The 20,210-nt window shown below is 34.1% G+C and carries 16 protein-coding genes; 6 read left to right on the top strand and 10 right to left on the bottom strand.

Annotated features, from left to right (window positions below; all coding sequences use genetic code 11):
• Window positions 1–95 precede the first annotated feature (95 nt).
• A complete protein-coding gene (locus tag OZP11_RS14760; protein WP_281231314.1) occupies window positions 96–605 on the top strand; it encodes an acyl-CoA thioesterase in 510 nt (169 codons plus the stop codon).
• A 142-nt stretch (window positions 606–747) separates the two neighbouring features.
• Window positions 748–1,755: a recombinase RecA gene (gene recA / locus OZP11_RS14755; RefSeq protein ID WP_281231313.1), complete on the top strand. Its 1,008-nt coding sequence runs from the start codon at window positions 748–750 to the stop codon at window positions 1,753–1,755.
• 547 nt (window positions 1,756–2,302) lie between these two features.
• Here the strand turns inward: recA and OZP11_RS14750 are convergent.
• Window positions 2,303–3,064, bottom strand: coding sequence for a lysophospholipid acyltransferase family protein (locus OZP11_RS14750; protein WP_281235532.1), 762 nt, complete (start codon window positions 3,062–3,064; stop codon window positions 2,303–2,305).
• A 247-nt stretch (window positions 3,065–3,311) separates the two neighbouring features.
• Here OZP11_RS14750 and trpS point away from each other — a divergent pair, with 247 nt between their 5' ends.
• Both trpS and OZP11_RS14740 read left to right on the top strand, forming a co-directional pair.
• Window positions 3,312–4,283 (top strand): tryptophan--tRNA ligase, encoded by a 972-nt coding sequence (gene trpS / locus OZP11_RS14745; protein WP_281231312.1) that lies wholly within the window; start codon window positions 3,312–3,314, stop codon window positions 4,281–4,283.
• Between the two features lie 30 nt (window positions 4,284–4,313).
• The gene (locus OZP11_RS14740) at window positions 4,314–4,724 is read left to right on the top strand and encodes a hypothetical protein (protein ID WP_281231311.1); all 411 of its coding nucleotides are present in this window, start codon (window positions 4,314–4,316) and stop codon (window positions 4,722–4,724) included.
• A 269-nt stretch (window positions 4,725–4,993) separates the two neighbouring features.
• On the opposite strand, the gene dprA is transcribed toward OZP11_RS14740, so the two are convergent.
• Entirely contained in the window at window positions 4,994–6,094 is a 1,101-nt protein-coding gene (dprA, locus tag OZP11_RS14735) for a DNA-processing protein DprA (RefSeq protein ID WP_281231310.1), read from the bottom strand.
• A gap of 238 nt (window positions 6,095–6,332) precedes the next feature.
• On the opposite strand from dprA, the gene OZP11_RS14730 reads away from it, so the two are divergent.
• Complete coding sequence (locus OZP11_RS14730) at window positions 6,333–7,295, top strand: HU domain-containing protein (protein ID WP_281231309.1); 963 nt, start codon at window positions 6,333–6,335, stop codon at window positions 7,293–7,295.
• Window positions 7,296–7,421: 126 nt separating this feature from the next.
• A complete protein-coding gene (locus tag OZP11_RS14725; RefSeq protein WP_281231308.1) occupies window positions 7,422–7,886 on the top strand; it encodes a hypothetical protein in 465 nt (154 codons plus the stop codon).
• Window positions 7,887–8,143: 257 nt separating this feature from the next.
• Here OZP11_RS14725 and OZP11_RS14720 read toward each other — a convergent pair whose 3' ends face one another.
• The 8 genes from OZP11_RS14720 to OZP11_RS14685 all read right to left on the bottom strand — a co-directional run bounded on the left by OZP11_RS14720 (window position 8,144) and on the right by OZP11_RS14685 (window position 20,185).
• On the bottom strand, window positions 8,144–8,902 hold the full coding sequence (locus OZP11_RS14720) for a hypothetical protein (protein ID WP_281231307.1): 759 nt from the start codon (window positions 8,900–8,902) through the stop codon (window positions 8,144–8,146).
• 108 nt (window positions 8,903–9,010) lie between these two features.
• Window positions 9,011–11,290, bottom strand: a complete 2,280-nt coding sequence (locus OZP11_RS14715) for a helix-turn-helix domain-containing protein (RefSeq protein WP_281231306.1) — start codon at window positions 11,288–11,290, stop codon at window positions 9,011–9,013.
• 107 nt (window positions 11,291–11,397) lie between these two features.
• Complete coding sequence (locus OZP11_RS14710) at window positions 11,398–11,973, bottom strand: OmpH/Skp family outer membrane protein (protein ID WP_281231305.1); 576 nt, start codon at window positions 11,971–11,973, stop codon at window positions 11,398–11,400.
• Between the two features lie 564 nt (window positions 11,974–12,537).
• Complete coding sequence (locus OZP11_RS14705) at window positions 12,538–13,386, bottom strand: class I SAM-dependent methyltransferase (RefSeq protein WP_281231304.1); 849 nt, start codon at window positions 13,384–13,386, stop codon at window positions 12,538–12,540.
• A gap of 78 nt (window positions 13,387–13,464) precedes the next feature.
• The gene (locus OZP11_RS14700; protein WP_281231303.1) at window positions 13,465–13,938 is read right to left on the bottom strand and encodes a GNAT family N-acetyltransferase; all 474 of its coding nucleotides are present in this window, start codon (window positions 13,936–13,938) and stop codon (window positions 13,465–13,467) included.
• Window positions 13,939–14,030: 92 nt separating this feature from the next.
• Window positions 14,031–15,902 (bottom strand): tRNA uridine-5-carboxymethylaminomethyl(34) synthesis enzyme MnmG, encoded by a 1,872-nt coding sequence (mnmG, locus tag OZP11_RS14695; RefSeq protein ID WP_281231302.1) that lies wholly within the window; start codon window positions 15,900–15,902, stop codon window positions 14,031–14,033.
• Between the two features lie 453 nt (window positions 15,903–16,355).
• A complete protein-coding gene (ybeY, locus tag OZP11_RS14690) occupies window positions 16,356–16,775 on the bottom strand; it encodes an rRNA maturation RNase YbeY (RefSeq protein WP_281231301.1) in 420 nt (139 codons plus the stop codon).
• The gene (locus tag OZP11_RS14685; protein WP_281231300.1) at window positions 16,772–20,185 is read right to left on the bottom strand and encodes a DUF4175 family protein; all 3,414 of its coding nucleotides are present in this window, start codon (window positions 20,183–20,185) and stop codon (window positions 16,772–16,774) included. The genes ybeY and OZP11_RS14685 overlap by 4 nt, the downstream gene beginning before the upstream one ends.
• Window positions 20,186–20,210 lie beyond the last annotated feature (25 nt).

Below are 20,210 nucleotides of genomic sequence, written 5' to 3'. Positions count from 1 at the left end.
CTCAATTATTAAAAATAGCCACAGAGCAGGACTGATTAAGCAGATTAACTTAATCATTACAATCTGTGCAAAAAAATAAAAATTAGTATTAAAAAATGAATCCAAAACACCCATCAGAATCTCTAACCATTTTAACCGATTTAGTTTTACCGAGCGAAACTAATCCTTTAAACAATCTTTTCGGAGGCGAATTATTAGCCCGAATGGACCGTGCAGCTAGTATTGCCGCACGCAGACATTCACGCCGGATTGTAGTTACGGCTTCTGTAAATCACGTTGCTTTTAACAGAGCAATTTCTCTTGGAAGCGTTGTTACGGTCGAAGCCAAAGTTTCGAGATCTTTTAAAAGTTCCATGGAAGTTTTTATAGACGTTTGGGTAGAAGACCGCGAATCCGGAAACAGAACAAAAGCAAACGAAGCTATTTACACATTTGTGGCAGTAGACGACACCGGAAGACCGGTTGAAGTACCGCCTATTGTACCGGAAACCGAACTCGAAATTCAGCGTTTTGATGCTGCTTTGCGCCGTAAACAGCTGAGTTTACTACTTGCAGGAAAAATGAAACCTTCTGATGCAACAGAATTAAAGGCGTTATTTTTATAGTTAATTTGTGACAATTTGGAACAATCAAACTTCAAAAAAAGAAGTAATTTTACAAAATATAAGCCTGACCAATTAAAGATTAAAAAAGCAGTTTCTTTAATTTTAAACGGAAAGAAAATAATAATTTAGATATTAAAAAAAGATGAGTTCAGACAAAGAAGCCAAATTAAAAGCGTTACAACTAACGCTTGATAAACTTGACAAAACCTACGGAAAAGGAACCGTAATGAAAATGGGCGACAGAGCCATTGTGGAGGTAGAAACGATTTCTTCTGGCTCTCTTGGGGTTGATTTAGCTCTTGGAGTAAATGGTTACCCAAAAGGAAGAATTATTGAAATATACGGACCTGAATCTTCTGGTAAAACCACTTTAACGTTACACGCGATTGCAGAGGCTCAAAAAGCAGGCGGAATTGCTGCCTTTATTGATGCTGAGCATGCTTTCGACAGAAATTACGCTGAGAAATTAAATGTAGATATTGAAAACTTAATTATCTCACAGCCAGATAACGGAGAGCAGGCTTTGGAAATTGCAGAAAACTTAATTCGTTCCGGAGCTATAGACATCGTGGTAATTGACTCGGTTGCGGCCCTGACTCCAAAAAGTGAAATTGAAGGCGAAATGGGAGATTCAAAAATGGGTCTTCACGCACGTTTAATGTCTCAGGCTTTAAGAAAACTTACCGGAACTATCAGCAAAACAAATTGTACCGTATTCTTTATCAACCAGCTGCGTGAAAAAATTGGAGTAATGTTCGGGAATCCTGAAACAACAACCGGAGGTAACGCATTAAAATTCTATGCTTCTGTTCGTTTAGATATCCGTCGTTCAGCTCAAATTAAAGACGGTGAGAACGTTATAGGAAACAGAACCAAAGTTAAGATCGTTAAAAATAAAGTGGCACCACCCTTTAAAACTGCTGAATTTGACATAATGTATGGAGAAGGAGTTTCGAAAACAGGTGAAATTCTTGACCTTGCAGTTGAATTTGATATTGTAAAAAAAGCAGGATCATGGTTTAGCTACGGAGATACAAAATTAGGCCAGGGACGTGACGCCGTTAAAGCTTTAATTAAAGATAATCCGGAATTAGCTGAAGAACTTGAAGAAAAAATTAAAGCACATATGAAAGAATTGGCAAACGCTTAATCTTCAAAATCATCTAAAAATCAATATTTTATATATTAAAACCCGACACTTTTCAGCTGTCGGGTTTTTTATTTTCAAAAAAATTCAAAAAACAACGCAACCTTTTTATAAAAGATCCATCTTATAAAATACATACGACTTAATTGGGTAAAAGCCATATTACCCTTTCGACGTTTTTAGAATAAATTTGGTTGGTTATCAGTAAAAATCCGTCGGCAGTATTCATACACTGGCGGGTTTTTATTCCTAAATTTTTATTCGTTCGACAACCTTTTTTGAAATATTGTTATCTATTATATCACGAACTATCAGGAAGTTTAAAACTAAACTCCCTATTTATCAACCATATAATACTATAAACCATGAAAGAAAGAATAGAAATGCTGTTGTATAAAAACCGAAGAAGAACCAAATTAAGACTAAAAAAAATTCTAAGATTTATATCTGAAAAAATAATTCACAGATAAAGAGCTTTTTGAATATAAAAAGGGGTTTTTAGTTCAAAAGAAAACCCGGCAGACTGTAGTTTTTGCCGGGTTTGTTTTTTCTAAACTAAAGCTTTTGAATCTTTCTTTTCGTATTCAATCAATTCATTATAAATCACTTGTCTTACTTTATCTTTTAATTCTTTCCTGTTATCAGATGTCATGCCGCTTGTTTCTATAAAAGGCAGTATTTTACCTCTCATTCTTCCCGGGCTTCCGCTTAAAAATGTATACGAAAAACGTTCTTTATTGTCAGCATAAACTATAGGCACAATCGGAATTTGATGATCAATAGCCAGTCTAAATGCACCGTCTTTAAACTCATCCAGCAGGATAGATTCATCATCCGGTACACCGCCCTCCGGAAAAATACAAATACTCAATCCCTGATTTAAACGGCTCTGAGCCCTTTTAAAAACCTCATTTTTGCTTTTCGAAGAACTTCTGTCGACTAAAATACAGGTTCTTTTATAGAAAAACCCGAAAAGCGGAATCTTTACCAGTTCCTTTTTCCCCACAAAAACAAACGGATTTTTAATGAGCACAAGTGTGAGCATAATATCCGTCATCGAGGTATGATTGGCCACAATCATATAGCTTTTATTTTTGATAAGCTTCTGTTCGCGTTTGATCGTATAGTAGAAGCCCATCCCGAAAAGTATAATTTTAGCCCAAATGCGGGCCATTTTAAAGAAATAGGGATATCCACGTTCAGAAAGGATGGAAACAATCAAAAACGGCAGCATAATAAGTATTGGAACCGCCATTAAAACGTAAAACCAAATGCGCCAAACAATCCAGAAAGCAATTTTAAGTATTTTCATAATTTCAAATGTAGTAAAAGGAATCAGAATTTTCATTAAAGAAATTTTAATCTGGATGAACTTACTGTTTTTTACCAGAGGATGTAATGAAAAAACGCCGGTTTCTCAACGGTAAATTCAATCTGCAAAATCTCCATAAAACAAAATCTGCACTAAAAATCAGTCTTCTAACTTTTCAAAAAAAATCACGAACTTTGTAATTTAAACAAATAAACTTGCGAACTTCGCGGTTTAAGAAACACAAATAATGGCAAAAATACTTACCGGTGTTCAAAGTACAGGAACGCCTCATTTAGGAAACTTATTAGGAGCAATTATTCCGGCAATCGAATTATCTAACAATCCGGCAAACGAATCTTTTTTGTTTATTGCTGATTTACATTCGATTACACAAATTAAAGATGGTAAAACTTTAAGAGAAAACACCTTTAGTGTGGCAGCTGCGTGGCTGGCTTTCGGATTAGATATTGACCGTGTTACATTTTACAGACAGTCTGATGTGGTACAAACTACTGAGTTAACCTGGTATTTAAGCTGTTTTTTTCCGTTTCAGCGTTTGACACTGGCACATTCTTTCAAAGATAAAGCTGATCGTTTAGACGATGTTAATGCCGGGCTTTTTACATATCCGATGCTAATGGCTGCCGACATTTTATTGTATGATGCTGAATTTGTACCCGTAGGAAAAGACCAGTTACAGCATTTGGAAATTACACGCGATGTGGCTTCGAGATTTAACCACCAAATGGGAGAAACCTTTGTACTTCCAGAAGCTAAAATCCAGGAAGACAGCAAACTGATTCCGGGAACAAATGGAGGTAAAATGAGTAAATCAGCCAATAATTATATAAATATTTTTCTGGACGATAAAGCGCTCCGCAAGCAGATCATGAGTATCGAAACGGACAGTACGCCGCTCGAAGCTCCTAAAAATCCTGATACCTGCAACGCCTTTGCTATTTATTCTTTAATGGCAGATGAAAACCAGATTGCCGAAATGAGAGCAAATTACCTTGGTGGTAATTATGGTTATGGACACGCGAAACAGGCTATATTTGAATTAATTACAGAAAAATATAAAACAGAAAGAGAGAAATACAATTACTACATAAACAATCTTGACGAAGTAGATGCTCTATTGAAAAAAGGCGCAGCAAAAGCATCTGTAATTGCTGACGGAGTTTTAAAGAGAGTGCGTGAGAAATTAGGATTTGAATAATTAATCCAGGACTCTATTTATTGCCGATCAATGACTAAGGAAGATGCCATAGAAGAATTAATGTACCAAAGCGGCGCGCACGAAAATATTGAAAGCGAGCGTTGGACAAATGGCTTTCTGGGGCATTTACGTCCGTTTCACGGGAAACTTTGTGAAGACAATTATCATTTAATAATAAAAGCTTTAAAAGTACTTGCCCCTGAAATGGAAAAAGATTTTGTAGACAAAAGAATCATAAGTTCTGTTATGGGAATTTGTCATCTGGGCAGAATGTGGGCAATTCATCCTGAGGGAATGCTGCAAAGTAATAACTTGATTACCAAACAACAAATCTCAAAAATAGATCTTTGGTTAATTGATATATCATATGCCGCTTTTTGCCTGTTAGATGGTGGTCCGGAAGAAGCTTTTTGGAACTACAATCAAAAAAACAACTCTTAAACTTATTATTTTAAGACATACAAAGCTGGCTAAAATGGTCAGCTTTTTTATTTAAGTTTTAATTTCTCAAGCACACTGATTTTTTTGTAACTTCATATAAATTAATGTTTTAATTAAAATCAGCCATCATGAATAAATATATTGAAGATTACGATGTACCCTATTTATTTGAAATTTTAAATATCATTTTTGCTTTACTTCTGATTTTTGTGCTCTACAAAATTTATAAACATTTCAGGAAACGAAATAAATAACACAGAAATTACTCGTTAAATTGATTCGAATATTTTCCCGGGCAAAGGCCTTATAACACCTTTAAGTTCCATATTTAGAAGAATACCCGAAATTCTAAATACAGGAATACCGCATTCCTGCGCGATTATATCCAGCAATTCTTTTCCGTTCTTAACTAAAAAATCATAAACCATTTGTTCATCGTCACTTAGATCAACAAATAGCTGTTTCTGAATAGGTTTTGGATTAGTTTCTATATCCCAGTTCAATACATAAACTAAATCTGCCGCACTAGTTAATACGTTTGCTTTTTGTGTTTTAATTAAGTCGTTACATCCCTGACTGTATTTGTCTGTAACCCTCCCGGGAACGGCAAAAACATCTCTGGAGTAATCACCCGCCAAGTTAGCCGTGATAAGCGATCCGCCCTTATCAGCAGATTCAATTACAATGGTCGCTTCGCTAATGCCGGCAACGATACGATTCCTACGCACAAAATTCTCTTTATCAGGACTTGAATTACTCCAGAATTCAGTAATAAAACCTCCGTTTTCCTCCATCTTCGCCATGTATTTTTTGTGCGTTTTAGGATAAATCTGATTTAGTCCATGTGCTAAAACTCCAATAGTCTGAAGCTTATGTTCCATCGCGGCCTGATGTGCCACGATATCAACACCATAAGCAAATCCGCTTACAATAACAGGATTTAAAGGTGCAAGATCTTCAATTAACTTTCGGCAGAACTCTGTTCCATAAGAAGTTATTTGTCTTGTTCCCACGATACTAATAATTTTTTTATTCTTCAAATCTATATTCCCTCCGGAAAAAATCAGAACCGGAGAATCAATACAATGTTTAAGACGATCAGGATAAGTGTTTTCATTATAACAACATACATCAATGTTATTCTTTTTAATGAATTTAAGTTCCTGATCTGCACTTTCAAAAACAGATTTATCTTTTAAATTTTTCAATAGAACAGTTCCAACTCCATCTATTACAGCCAGCTGGCTCGTTTTGGCTTTAAAAATATTCCCGGCACTCCCAAAATGATTCAATAGCTTCTTAGCCATGATATCACCCACACCTTCCACTTTCATTAAAGCCAATAAATTAAATAAATCCTGATCTGACATTGTTTAAAAATATTATGTAAAATAGAAATAATAAGTTTCCTTTTTTAAGTGTACAAATATCATATAAACAAAGTAATTTCCTAATAAAAATGCAATATTTTAATACTAACTAATCAACATCGATAATAACTTTGTACTTAAAATATTGAAAATTAACAATATGTAAAAAAAGGTGAATTGTTAATAAAAATTGTGAATAAAATTTTGATAACTATATTCATTACCTAACTTTGCTCTTATGAAAATCGAAACCTACATAGCACAGTTATTGTATCGTTACCAATGCGTAACGGTTCCGGGATTTGGAGCATTTTTAACCGAAATTCAATCGGCGCAGCTTAATGAAAGTACCAATTCATTTTTTCCTCCAAAAAAAATGATTTCTTTTAACAGCCGCCTGAAAAACAACGACGGACTGCTGGCAAATCACGTAGCACAAGCAGAAAATATCTCTTATGGTTCTGCTGTAAACGGTATTGCGATCGAAGTTTCTAACTGGAAAAAAGCACTGGAAGAAAGCGGTACGATCACTTTGAAAAACATTGGTGATTTGCGTCTTAATTCTGAAAATAATATCATCTTCACACCAAATGAACAGGTTAATTATTTAGCCGCTTCTTTTGGGTTAAGTCCGTTTGTTTCTCCTCTTGTTAAAAAAGAAGTTTTCGAGAAAAAAATTGAACAGATTGCAGAAAAAGAACCTATTTCGCTGCATAATGATGATGAACCAAAATCTTCAAATTCATTCCTTAAATACGCTGCCATATTTGTATTGGGTCTTGGTGTAACCGGAAGTATCGGATATCCATTATACCAAAATCAAATTGCCGTACAGACACTTGTAGTTGAAGGAAACGTACAGAAAAAAGTTCAGAATAAAATTCAGGAAGCAACCTTCGTAATACAAAATCCATTACCGGCCGTAAGCTTAGCCGTAGATTCTTCAAAGGTAGATTCAGAAGAAAAACTAATGCCTTATCACATTATGGCAGGTGCTTTCAGAAGTGAAGCCAATGCAAAAAAGGCATACGACCAGCTTATTAAAGACGGTTACAAAGCCAGAATGCTTGGAGAAAACAAACATGGTTTATTTCCAGTTTTATACGGAAGTTATGCCACTATGAATGAAGCTGAAAAAGCTCAGAAAGAAATACAAAAAGGCGAAAATCCAGATGCCTGGATTCTGGTTGAAAACCTATAATAATTAAAAAACCTATTCCGCAACGAATAGGTTTTTTTTTGTCTTATTCTATTACATTAAAATACTTTACAGGCCAATTCTAATACACAGCAGCTATAATTTTAACTCATATTAAATTTTTAAAAGATGAGTAAAATTTTTAAAACTGCAGTATTGTTTCTATTCGTAATGCATTCACAGCAATTCTTTGCACAACAAACTGTAAATCAAAACGAGGAACTGGAACAAAAAAGAATTGAAAACGATTTAAAAAAAACTTGTGCTGAATATCAGCGAAAACTGGATGATAAAATTTCAGATTTAAAAAAACAGCTTAAAGACACTGAGGCTAAAAAGAAAAATCTATCCAAATCTGAAAGCAAACTAAAATCTACCAGAGAAAAAATAGACAAGATGGAACTGGCCAATCTAAAAATTGAAAAGCAAATAAGTACATCTGCAATAACAGATGAAGAAATCCAGAAGCAAAGGATTAAAACGAAAGAAAACGATGTGAATATCCAAAAATTAAAATTAACGCAGATATCGCAGCAAAAAGAGCTTGAAAATGCTATTAATGCTTTACAGAAAGAAAGTACTAGCCGTAAATAAATAAACGTTTTTATGTTTATCGTGGAACAATCTCAGGATTTATAAAAAACAGAAAAATTAAAAAACTATAATTGACGAAGATATCGCAGCAAAAAGATCCTGTACATAACTTTTGTCTCTGTAAAACAAAAACGCTATTTGAATTAAATAGCGTTTTTGTTTTATGTTTAACGTGGAACAATCTCTGTACTTCTACATTAAAATTTTATATTTCTGCGTCATAAATCAAAGCATATCCACAAGATGTATTTAATTGTTTAACGTGAAACAATTTTAGCGTCTTGCATAAGAATTTCTTTTCCGTTCTGATAAATGACCAATCTGGCCGGAGCCGCGTCTTTTTCGCCTAAAATTATTATAGCGCATTGGTACACGTAGTTTCCTTTTTTAAACTCATACTGGTGGTTCCCGGCAGTACCGTCTGCGATTAGCTTTCCGTTTTGGATCACCAAATCCGGTTTTTCGCTCATGCTTTTTTTAACCGACCAGGAAGCATATCGGTATTTATTATTTCCAAGATCGTCAATTCGGATTCTGAATTTTGAAGTCTCCAGAACATAAACCGGCTCTTTAAAAACAGCAATACTAGAATGTAATTTTTTCTTTTGAGACAATATCAATTTAGTCTTCAGATCCTTCTCATATTTCGATTCATAGTTAACAGCGGTTAGTTTTCCGTCTAAATCAAACCAAATCGTACCGCTGTTCAGCATAATCCCTCGCCAGCCCATTTCCTGCCAGTCTTTATCGATGTTTGACGATATTATTTCTTTTTTCAGATCAGCATCAAAAATCTCTGAATATCTTTTGATAAAATCAGCTTTATTTTTGACTGAAGGAATCGGATTTTCCCGCTTTAGCGGATATTGAACAGCACTGGCTATAGCCTCTTTCCTATCTGCTTTTATATCGGTTATAAACGACTGAATAAACTTTTGATATTCCGGTTTCAAATTTTGTCCCGTTACGTTGTAACTGTAACAAATTAATAATGTGATATATAATAGATATTTCATGTTTTTCTATTTTACATAATGTTTTTATAAGATCTTCTAAAATTTATATAGTATAAACCTAAAGTTACAAAATTTAGAATTTAATTGCCTTGTGGATTTGAAATAAAATCAATTTAAGCTGGCTTTAAACATTTTGAGTTCATCCCAGCTGAATTCATCACCGTATTTTTCTTTTAACGGAGAAAGAGATTCTTCCTGATAAAATTGAAAGGCTTCGCGAAGTGCGAGTATTTTATCATACGGCAATACATCTGAAATATCAACTTTCTTTGCCTGAATTAGTTTAACCAAATGGGTTTCGACGGTCTGAACTGTCAGTTTTCTGATGCGTGCAATGTCTTCAACTGAGTTTTTTTGAATCCAAAGTTCGTAAGTTTCCTCCACAGTTGTCTTTTTAGGGCCTTTTTCGGCTGTTTTATCGACTTTTTTAGCTGTATACCTGTTAAGGGGTTCCTCAACCTGAAACATGTCCGTATTCGTAGTTTTAAATTCGTCGCGAATTTTCGAAATTTTATCTGTTTTGTAGTTTTTTATAGCCGGAGAAGTCAGGCTTTCTTTGCTGATTGTTTCACGTGAAACAACAATTTCCATTAATAATCGGGCTTTCATAAGGCGCAAAACAGCTTTGGTCTGCAGATCATCTAAAAAGGCTAATTCTTCGTAAAATTCTTTAACTTTTTTAAATTTCTGGATTTCAGCCATTTTACTTAAAAGATCCGTTACCAGTTTGTCCATCGGCTTGAAAAAATACTCATAAGCCGCCTCTACCCTCTCTTTTACAAACAACAAATCAACCGATTCATTGCTGAAAAGCTTGTTGAGCTGCAGAATAAACTTTTGTGACGGGCCAAGCAATAATTCAATTGAATCCAAACGTTTGTGTGCCCAGACTGAATGTTTTGATTTTTCTGAAGCTGCTGCATTTTCATTATAGCTAAAACGATGATTGCGCCATTCCTGTGCTAAATCTGTCCAATTAAAACTATGAATCAAATAATTATGGATAAAATTTTTAGTTTCAAAATGAAGGGAATTCTTCAAATCATCTTCGGTTGCTTTGTTCAAAGCATAATCCATTACATCCTGATCGTTCGAAAGCCCGTTCATTTTCATCGTAGAAAGCAAAATAAGCCCATTTAAGGACGTTAAACGCGAAAGTGCTACATAGGCCTGCCCGGGAAGAAAAACTTGCGATACATCGAGCGCAGCTTTCTCAAAAGTTAAACCCTGGCTTTTATGAACCGTAATTGCCCAGGCCAGTTTGATAGGATAATGCGCAAATGTGCCTAAAACTTCCTCTTCTATCTCTTTTGTGAGCTCGTTTACTTTGTAGCGGATATTTTTCCATTCGTATTTCTCTACTTCGATGGTTTTGTTTTCTTCTGGAAAATGAACGAATATTTCCCCTTCTGAAAGGGATTTAACTACGCCCATTTTACCGTTGAAATAGCGTTTATCAAATGACAAATCGTTTTTGACAAACATAACCTGTGCTCCTGTTTTGAGTTTCAGATTTTCTTCTACAGGGAAGATCTTTTCAGGGAAATCACCTACAATTAAGGGCAGATAACTGAATTCATTGCCCGGCAGATCTAGAATAGCCTGCTCGTTAATCGCATCTGCCTTTGCGTTGTGGGTTGTGAGCGTTATATAACCCGGATTCATTTTGAGATCAAAATCGGGTTTTACATACTGGTTTAAAACCTCGATATCCTGCTGGCTGATCTGATTGTTTCGAAGATTGTTTAAAACCGAAATAAAAACATCATCGCTCTGGCGGTAAATCTTTGATAATTCGATGTAAAGAGGCGGATTCTGCTGAATTACATGGGAGTGAAAAAAGAATTTTCCTTTGTAATAATTGCGCAGTGTACGCCATTCTTCATCCCTTATAACCGGAGGCAGCTGCAATAAATCGCCAATAAAAAGCACCTGAACACCTCCAAAAGCACGTGTATTTCTTCGGACTGTCTGCATCATAAAATCAATAGCATCCAGCAGATCAGCACGAAGCATACTGACTTCATCTATGATTAAAAGTTCCATATTTCGGATCACATTTCGCTTTACATTGTTCATTTTGAAATGTCTGCGAAGTGATTCTTTGTTTTCGAATTTTACTGTTTCTGTAAACTGAGAAGCCTCTTCATAAGTGGGCAAAAAGGCCGAAAACGGCAGCTGAAACATCGAGTGTATGGTAACACCGCCTGCATTCAGCGCAGCAATGCCTGTAGGTGCCACAACTACTGTATTTTTGTGTGTTGTAGCTATAATTTCACGCAGTAAAGTTGTCTTTCCGGTACCGGCTTTACCGGTTAAAAAGATCGATTTCTGTGTTTGATTTATGAATTGTAAGGTGTAAGCTGCTGCTTGAGAAACGTTTTGCATTATGCAGGAATTAAACGTCAAAAATATCGCATTTTTATAAAAGAAAAAAACCTAAATCAAGACTGATTTAGGTTTTTCAATTTTAGTTTTAGTTAGTTTGGCAGTTTTTATTTTTTAGCTTCCTCTTTTACTGCAGGTTTTTCTTCAGTTTTAGGAGCTGCTTTGTACTTATCATTCAAAGCTTTAATGATTTCCTTTGTGATATCATATTTATCTTCAGCATATAATACTGTTGCCGCATCTCCAGTACCGTAGATATAAGAATAACCGTTTTTCTTACCGTATTCTTTGATGAATTTCTTCACGCCGCTTACAAGAGAATCCATTTCTACACCGCTTTCCTGCTGTAATTGCTGCGATAATTGCTGCTGAGCATATCCTAATTGCTGCTCTCTTTTTTGTAGTTCAGCACCTCTTTGTTGCGCCCATTGCTGGCCGTTAGCCTGTGCCTGGCTTTGAAAATTTTGTGCGTCTTGTTTAAAACGGTTGATTTCAGCTTGTAATTGTCTTCCTTTTTCTTCTGCCTGCGCTTTGTATTTAGCTTCAAGATCTTTTGCTTCTGTGTATTCTTTCATTAAAACTGAAGTATCGATATAAGCTGTTTTTACTTCCTTAACTTCTGCTGTTTTATCACAAGAAACAGCTAAAATTGAAAGTCCGATAATTACTAATGCTTTTTTCATTTTCTAAATTTCTATTTTTTTATGTATTGAAGACAAAAATATAAAAAAATAAATAGCATCAACATAAACTTTAAAAAATGCGCTAATTTTATGATATTAGTTTTCTTTATCGAGCAAAATCAAACCATAAAGTATCATTATTAAAAGTGGCTTTCACAGCCTTTCTCTGTGCGATTATTTTAAAAAAGACGATACAAATACTCAATAACCAGTAAAAAATGCGTTAAACAGGCTTATTTTACGTTTTGACTCTTTTTTTAGCACAAAAAAGAATTTGAAATAACTTTTCCTGATGTAGTTCTAAAATTTCATCAATTTCAAAAAAAAAGATGCGTTTTGGGCGCATCTTTTCGTTTAGTATTTTTTAGACAGAATTCAAAAGAAAAATTTCAAAAAATGCCCATTTTTTCTGATATTGATTTTCTTTATCAAAGAAAATTCAACTATAAAATAACCCTATTAAAAGTGGCTTTTACAGCTCAATTTTAAGAGGTTTTAATTAAAAAGACAATACAAATACTCAACCTGACTGAGAAACTGCCTTAAACGCGCTTATTTTGTGTTTTACTTGTTTTTTAAGACATAAATGTGCGATGAATACTCCTTTGTACTTCCCGCTTTAAGATTTGATCGTAAACCAACAAAAAATGCTTTGATAAAATTCATTTTTCCGGTTTTGTATTTTTCAGACAAAAGACTCACGTAAAAAGAATCAAATTTCATTGGAAGTACTTTTTCTAATTTCATATCGACTTTTTCAAAAAGCGATTGAATGGCTTTTTTTGAAAAATGCCAGAAGTGAATCGGTACATCAAAAGCTGCCCAAAATTCTCCGTAATGTTTTGCGTCGTAAGATTTGAAATTTGGAACCGCAACAATTAATGTTCCAGTTGGCTTTAATAATCTTTTTAATTCCTTAATTTGTAATTCTAAATTTGGTACGTGTTCCAAAACATGCCACATCGTAATTACGTCAAAAGAATTATTTTCGAGTGAACTGATTTCTTCAACAAACGGAATTCCTTTTTGCTTTGCAATATTTTTTGCACGGTCGCTTGGTTCAACTCCAATTGTTTCCCAGCCGTTATTTTTTGCCGTTAATAAAAAATCTCCTGTTCCGGCTCCAATGTCTAAAATTTTTCCTTTTTCAGATTGTTCGGAATTGATCAAATTCAGTTTATTTTTTAAAGCAATACTTTTTACAAAATGATAGGCTTTTTCAAAAACAGAACGTTTGTTATCTGTGTGCGAAATGTAATCTTCGCTTTCGTAATATCTTCCTAAATTTTCTAAATCCGGCTGCGGAGAAGTAATCAGCATATCCAGGTTTTCATCATAATACAAATCGAAAATTTCTTTTGAAACAGAATGGTCTTTTACAGTAAGAAAATGTTTTTTGTTTAAAACGTCCATTTTTAAATTCTAATTATTTTTTGGTTTAATTGTATAACAAATCCTAAAAACGAAAATTTCATTTTTAGGATTTCTATTTTATATTTTTTTATTCTTCCAATTTATTTTGACAGCAGAGATTATTTCATTTTCAATTCTGATGTCGGAAAAAATTTTAAAGTCATTTTTTACATAAAAAGGCAAAGGCGATTTATATTTTTCACCGTTTAGTTTTTTATCATTTTCATGATCAATAACCCATCCATTCAAATCGTCAAAATTGTTTTTCATTTCGTTCAGTAAAAAAGTTCCATAACCTTTCCCTTGAAATCGATTATCGATCATAAATCCGAACCAGGTTTCTTCTTCTCTAAAAAAACTAAACGCCCAGCCTATTATTTCATTTTTTTGATCAAACAAAAAGAAATGTTTTAGATCGATTAATTTTTCTAAATACATTTCAAATTCCTGAAAAGTTTTTGAACCAAATTGCAACGGATATTCATTATTGCGAAGCTGCCAGATAATCCTCTTTTCACTTTCTGATAAAATACTTTTTTGTACAACTTTCATAGTTTCACGTGGAACAAATTATTTTGTTTCAAGTTTCAAGTTTCAGGTTTCAGGTTTAACTTTATAATGTTTCACGTGAAACCTAAAAAAACCTATCTTCCCATATAAATCAAAAGCACGGAAATATCACTTGGTGATACGCCGCTTATTCTTGATGCCTGCGAAATTGTAACGGGACGAATTTTACTTAATTTTTGTTTCGCCTCAATTGACATTGATTTAATTTTATGGTAATCGAAATTCTCCGGAATTTTTACTTCTTCTAAACGATTTAGTTTATCAGCATTATTTCTTTCCTTTTCGATGTATCCGGAATATTTAACCTGAATTACGGCTTGTTCTACAATTTCTTCATCAAGATCATTTTCTTTAATATATGCATCTACTTTTTCGAATTTCAACATATCCTCCAATTCGATCTGCGGACGAGAAAAAACTTTAAACATTTTATCTCCCTGCGAAATTGGTGCAGATTCTTTCTCAACCAAAATTGGATTTGTTTCTGCAACCGTAACACTTGTTTCTTTAAAGAAGGCAACCATCTTTTCGGACTCATTTAATTTGTGTTCCATTCTTCGCATTCTTTCTTCAGAAGCTAAACCAATTTCAAATGACATTGGCGTCAATCTGAAATCGGCATTATCTTGCCGCAACAATGTTCTATATTCTGCTCTTGATGTAAACATACGATAAGGTTCTTCTGTTCCTTTCGTAATCAAATCGTCAATCAAAACTCCAATATAGGCTTCATCACGTTTTAAAATCAAAGGTGATTTTTCATGCACTTTCAAATGCGCATTTATTCCGGCCATCAAACCTTGCGAAGCTGCTTCTTCATATCCTGTTGTTCCGTTAATCTGTCCGGCAAAATATAAACCTTCAACTAACTTTGTTTCCAAAGTATGTTTCAATTGCGTTGGCGGGAAATAATCATATTCGATTGCATAACCCGGACGAAGAAATTTCACATTTTCAAAACCGGCAACAGAACGCAAAGCTTTAAACTGAATATCCTCCGGAAGCGAAGTTGAAAATCCGTTTACATACACCTCGCAAGTTTTCCAACCTTCCGGTTCAACAAAAAGCTGATGACGTTCTTTATCTGCAAAACGATTAATCTTATCTTCGATCGAAGGACAGTATCTCGGTCCTAAACTTTTTATTCTTCCGTTGAACATTGGCGAACGATCAAAACCTTCTCTCAAAATATCATGAACATTCAATGACGTATATGTCATATGACAAGAACGCTGATGCGTTAACGGAACGGTTAAATCCGAATAAGAAAACTTATCCGGTTTTACATCTCCTTTTTCTTCGTTCATTTTAGAATAATCCAAAGAACGACCATCTACTCTTGGAGGTGTTCCTGTTTTCATTCTTCCGGCTTCAAATCCTGCGGCGATCAAATCTTCGGTAATTCCGGTTGCAGCACTTTCACCTGCTCTTCCTCCACCAAATTGTTTTTCTCCAATATGAATCAAACCATTCAAAAAAGTTCCGTTTGTCAATACTACAGATTTTGAACGAATCTCAACTCCAAGAGAAGTTCTGATCCCTATTATTTTTCCGTTCTCGATAATCAGACCTTTTACCATCTCTTGGTAGAAATCCAAATTTGGAGTTCCCTCCAGCATCAATCTCCATTCTTCTGCAAAACGCATTCTGTCACTTTGAACTCTCGGCGACCACATTGCAGGTCCTTTTGATTTGTTCAGCATCTTGAACTGAATCGCCGTTCGATCTGACACAATTCCGGAGTATCCTCCAAGCGCATCAATCTCACGAACGATTTGTCCTTTTGCGATTCCTCCCATTGCAGGATTGCATGACATCTGTGCAATGTTTTGCAGACTCATGGTAACCAACAAAGTTTTGGAACCCAAATTTGCTGCCGCTGCCGCGGCCTCGGAACCGGCATGACCGGCACCCACAACAATAACATCGTATTCTTCTAAAAACATTTTTGTTTTATTTTTTCTCCGAAAATCGTTCTACGAACGTTTCAGAATTACTTTTTCTTTTCTGTTCCACGTGGAACGAAATTCTAAAATTTAAAAAAACACATTCAAATTAAAACGTTCCACGTGGAACGAATTATTCAAATTTCAATCCACAAATCGTGGACTTACCATATCGTTCCACGTGGAACGATACTCACTAAATCTAAAAATTAAAACCAAAATCTTAATTCAAACGTTCCACGTGGAACGTAATTTTAAAAAACAAGATTCAAAAATTAATCTATCATTTATATAAAAAAGGTTTCACGTGGAACGTTTGCTTTCCTGAAATAATACTAAAATTTCTAATCTTAATTCATCGTTCCACGTGGAACGATTTATAAAATTCTAATTTCTTTTATTTAAATGTTTCACGTGGAACTTATTTTTCAATCAATTATTTTAGATGTTTAATTATTGTTTCACGTGAAACATACTAATTTTTTCATCTTCTTTTAAACGCATTAATTCAGCATCTTTATCTGTTTTATCTTTGTATCCACAGTAATGTAAAATACCATGAGCAAGAACTCGCTTTAATTCTTCTTCAAAAGAAACATTAAAATCCTTTGCATTATCTTCTACTCTTTCTACAGAAACAAAAATATCTCCGCTGATTTCATTACCTACTGTATAATCAAAACTGATAATATCGGTAAGAGTGTCGTGATCTAAATACTCTACATTTATCTTATGAAGGTATTCATCATCACAAAATATATAATTGATTTCTCCCTCATTCTTCTTTTCAGAAACTATTACAGCACTTAACCAATCGTTATAAGCTTGTTCGTTTTCTAAAGTAAACTCGGTTTCGTAATTAAAGTTTATCATTTTGTATTAAAATATTCTTGAACTTTTTGATTAAAATTTGAGCGCAAAGGTAGCGATTGTCTATTTAAAATTTCTACACTGTTTAAATATTCAGTTAATGAACTTGGTAAAGCATTTGATCGATTCGAAAATTCTGCCTTATTTGTTTCAGATTGACGCTTGGTATCCTGACCTTGTTCTTGTACTGCATTGTTTAATTTCCATAATTCTTGTTGGATGTTTAAGATTCTTTGAAGGTTTTCATTCTTGAATCCTTTATTTAAAATCTGCTTTTCTGAAGCTTTCATTTGATCAATTACAAATTTACCTTGTCCGTCTAATCCTTTCTTCGCTAATTCTTTTTGCAGCGCTTCACGAAGTTTTACCTGTTCTTTATAAATTTCCATGATCTTTTCGGCATCTCCTTCTCCATCATCTCCCTCATTTCCGTCATTACCTTTACCTCCATTTTTATTTCCCTGACCATCTTTTCCTTGTCCGTCTTTACCATCTTTACCAGATTCACCTTTACCTTTTCCATCTTTGCCCTGACCTTTTTCATTACCTTGTCCTTGTTTTGGGTCTCCGCTTTTTCCACCCTGACCGCTTCCTGGTTTATTACCCGGTTTCATTCCTTCTTTCATTTTATCAGCAAGACCTTTTTGTTTTTGAATAATATCCGGTAATTGCATTCCTTGTCCGTCTCCCGGTTTTGGTTTTCCACCTCCCGGTTTAGACATAGACATCTGCATATTATTTAAAAGATCACTTAAAAAATCGGCCAGCTTGTTGGCAGATGAAACTGCATACTGTTGGTGAGAAACTCCTTTTGGTATTTGAACATCGGTTAAAACATCAATTGCTCTGTCCATATTATATTGTACGTTTCCAATTTCTTTGGTTACATCTTCAGCAATTTTTGGATTTCTAAGAGACATTGCAAACAAACTGTCATCGACATGACGAAACTGTTGTTTTAAATTCTGCTGTATTTTTATGTTTTTTGTAAAGGCAGAAGATCCTAATTTCATCGATCTAAACTGTTTCATTACATCTTCCTGAGATAATGAAAATGCTAAAAGGTTATCCAGAATCTGACGAAGCATAGCAACATCTTCCTCCAATTGTTCTTGTTCTCCACCTTCCATTCCTGCACTCATTTGCTCAGCCATACTCTTCATTTTCTTTGAAGCGCTCTTTTGTTTTTGTTTTGCAGATGAAGAATTGTTTTTACTTAGTTCTTCTGAAGCTTTATTTAAATCATTTTTCACATCTTTTTCTTTTGATGCATCAGACGGAATATCCAATGGAGATTTCAAAGTTTTGTTTTCTTCTTTTAAATCTTTAAGGTCTTCCTGAATTTTATCGAATGATTTATTGATATCATCCTGCTTCTCTTTGGTATTTTCTTTGTCTTTATTTGAAAGTTGTTCCTGCTGATCTGCCAGTTTATTTAGTTTTTCTGCAACCTGCTCTGCTTTCTTTTCTACATAAAAACGCTTGGTTAATTCAACTAATTGTTCTAGATTACAAGATTGATTTTTACTGATTTGTTTGAACTTTTCCATCTTATCAAACAGTTCTTCACTGTTTAATTTATCGTTTAGGTTCTTAAGTTCGTCTAATAGTTTTTGATTCTTTTCTAAATCTTTCTCTGCATTATCTAAACGTTTTTGCAAATCATCGGCAGTTTTATCCTTTTTCTCAGAACTATATTTATCTAAATTCTTGTTCATTTTTTCAGCAAACTGTTTCATCATTTCGTCTTGTTGTTTCTGACGTTTGATAAAATCATTAATCTTCTGCTGATCTTTAAACTCTAAATTATCTTTTTCTTTACCTGTATTCTTTAGTTTATCCATTTCAGAAAATTGCTTTTCCTGATTCTTTAATGATTTAGATAAACTATTTATGTTAGCATTTTGCTGTTGTAATTCCATATCCTGAATTTCATCTGTCGTAGAAACTCGGTCTGAAAATGTAGAAGACTTTGTACTCTTGAATCCGTGGAGTGCATCGTTATCAAAAATTTCAAAATAGTATTCATACGAAACGCCTTCCTGAACGGAAAGGTTACTTGGAAAGTTAAAAACAAATTGATCGAATACTGCCTGCTTTACCGGAATGGTTCCTCGTTTTGCAGTCTGAGGTTTGTTACGCTCGTAGTAAACAATTTGCAATTTTGATAATCCATAGTCATCTCCCAGTCTTCCTAAAACATAATTCTTATCTAATTTTAAACTATCCGGTGCTGGCGAAACTGTAATCGTTGGGTACTGATCTTTGATAACTGATAATTGATAATCCAGTTTTTCATAGTTTTTAACCTTGCTGTTTGAAGTGAGAATTTGGTATTCTGTATTCTGAACTATGCTCTTTGAAAGTTTAAATTCGTTCTCATTCTTCTTAAAATTAAACGCAGCATTCTCATCTTTCCAAACCACCTCCTGAGTAGACTGTGTATTCATTCTCCAGGTTACCGTTGTACCTTCCGGGACAATTGCATTTCCTGTTCCCTGAATGGTTTCTGATTTCTTTTTTAGGTATGATGGAAAGTTTAAAATCATTTCGAAATTGGCAATCGAAGGAACTGTTATTACTTTCAATTCGTATTCGTTTGATGAAACTGAATTTCCTTCAAAAGAAAAAGCAACGTCCGATGTAGGCTTTTCAATCTTAAATTCGAACTTCCCTGTCTGCGAAGATTCCATAAAATAGCTTTCGTTACCAATATGAATCATGACATTTTCGGGAACAATATTTCCTTCTGTTTCTACTTTTACAATGAAATCTTTGTTTTGTTCTGTCTGCAGATTATCGTTCAGCACTACAAATTTGAAAGGAGCCGGCGGTAAAAACGAAGCATTAAAATGTACTACTCTATTAAAACTCTGAGAAATTATGTTGCTGTTTCCGGAGATAAAAAATACAGCAAACAGTAAAACCGGAATCAAAGCCAATGGCAGATACTTCTTATTTGATTTAAAATTGATGGCATTTCCAAACGGAATTGGCTGCAAAGAATTTGCTTTTTGTTCTATAGAAGCTAACATTAATTCTGAACTTTCACCTGAATTTTCATTAGATGAAAGCTGTAAAAAGTTTGTCAGCTTATCGCTTACCTCAGTAAAATGGTTTCCAATAATAGCCGAAGCTTGATTGTAATCTATTCCTTTTTGAAGTTTGAATAGTTTAAAAATTGGAAATATTATAAATCTAAAGAGTAGAAAAACCTCTACAACAATAAATATCCAAAACAATAGTGTTCTTCCTAATGGTTTCAGCCATAGAAAATATTCTATAAAAAGTGTAAATAGAAAATATAATAACCCAAATCCTATAAAGAGAAGCGCTCCTTTTATCAATTCATTTGTATAATATTTTCTAATAAATCCTTCTAACTTCTGGTAAATTGCAGACGATGTTTTCAAAATAATTTCTCTTATAATTATAACC

The organism is Flavobacterium gelatinilyticum, from assembly GCF_027111295.1.
Classification (GTDB): Bacteria; Bacteroidota; Bacteroidia; order Flavobacteriales; family Flavobacteriaceae; genus Flavobacterium; species Flavobacterium gelatinilyticum.
Note: the sequence above shows the minus strand (reverse complement) of the source record. Positions and strands in the feature narration are given on the sequence as shown.

Coding starts and splice junctions, on each gene's coding strand:
- mnmG (WP_281231302.1), bottom strand. CDS start 15,902: ATGTTTTTAGAAGAATACGATGTTATTGTTGTGGGTGCCGGTCATGCC.
- OZP11_RS14705 (WP_281231304.1), bottom strand. CDS start 13,386: ATGGACGTTTTAAACAAAAAACATTTTCTTACTGTAAAAGACCATTCT.
- OZP11_RS14715 (WP_281231306.1), bottom strand. CDS start 11,290: ATGCAAAACGTTTCTCAAGCAGCAGCTTACACCTTACAATTCATAAAT.
- recA (WP_281231313.1), top strand. CDS start 748: ATGAGTTCAGACAAAGAAGCCAAATTAAAAGCGTTACAACTAACGCTT.
- OZP11_RS14725 (WP_281231308.1), top strand. CDS start 7,422: ATGAGTAAAATTTTTAAAACTGCAGTATTGTTTCTATTCGTAATGCAT.
- OZP11_RS14700 (WP_281231303.1), bottom strand. CDS start 13,938: ATGAAAGTTGTACAAAAAAGTATTTTATCAGAAAGTGAAAAGAGGATT.
- OZP11_RS14750 (WP_281235532.1), bottom strand. CDS start 3,064: ATGAAAATACTTAAAATTGCTTTCTGGATTGTTTGGCGCATTTGGTTT.
- OZP11_RS14760 (WP_281231314.1), top strand. CDS start 96: ATGAATCCAAAACACCCATCAGAATCTCTAACCATTTTAACCGATTTA.
- OZP11_RS14720 (WP_281231307.1), bottom strand. CDS start 8,902: ATGAAATATCTATTATATATCACATTATTAATTTGTTACAGTTACAAC.
- OZP11_RS14710 (WP_281231305.1), bottom strand. CDS start 11,973: ATGAAAAAAGCATTAGTAATTATCGGACTTTCAATTTTAGCTGTTTCT.
- dprA (WP_281231310.1), bottom strand. CDS start 6,094: ATGTCAGATCAGGATTTATTTAATTTATTGGCTTTAATGAAAGTGGAA.
- ybeY (WP_281231301.1), bottom strand. CDS start 16,775: ATGATAAACTTTAATTACGAAACCGAGTTTACTTTAGAAAACGAACAA.
- OZP11_RS14730 (WP_281231309.1), top strand. CDS start 6,333: ATGAAAATCGAAACCTACATAGCACAGTTATTGTATCGTTACCAATGC.
- OZP11_RS14740 (WP_281231311.1), top strand. CDS start 4,314: ATGACTAAGGAAGATGCCATAGAAGAATTAATGTACCAAAGCGGCGCG.
- trpS (WP_281231312.1), top strand. CDS start 3,312: ATGGCAAAAATACTTACCGGTGTTCAAAGTACAGGAACGCCTCATTTA.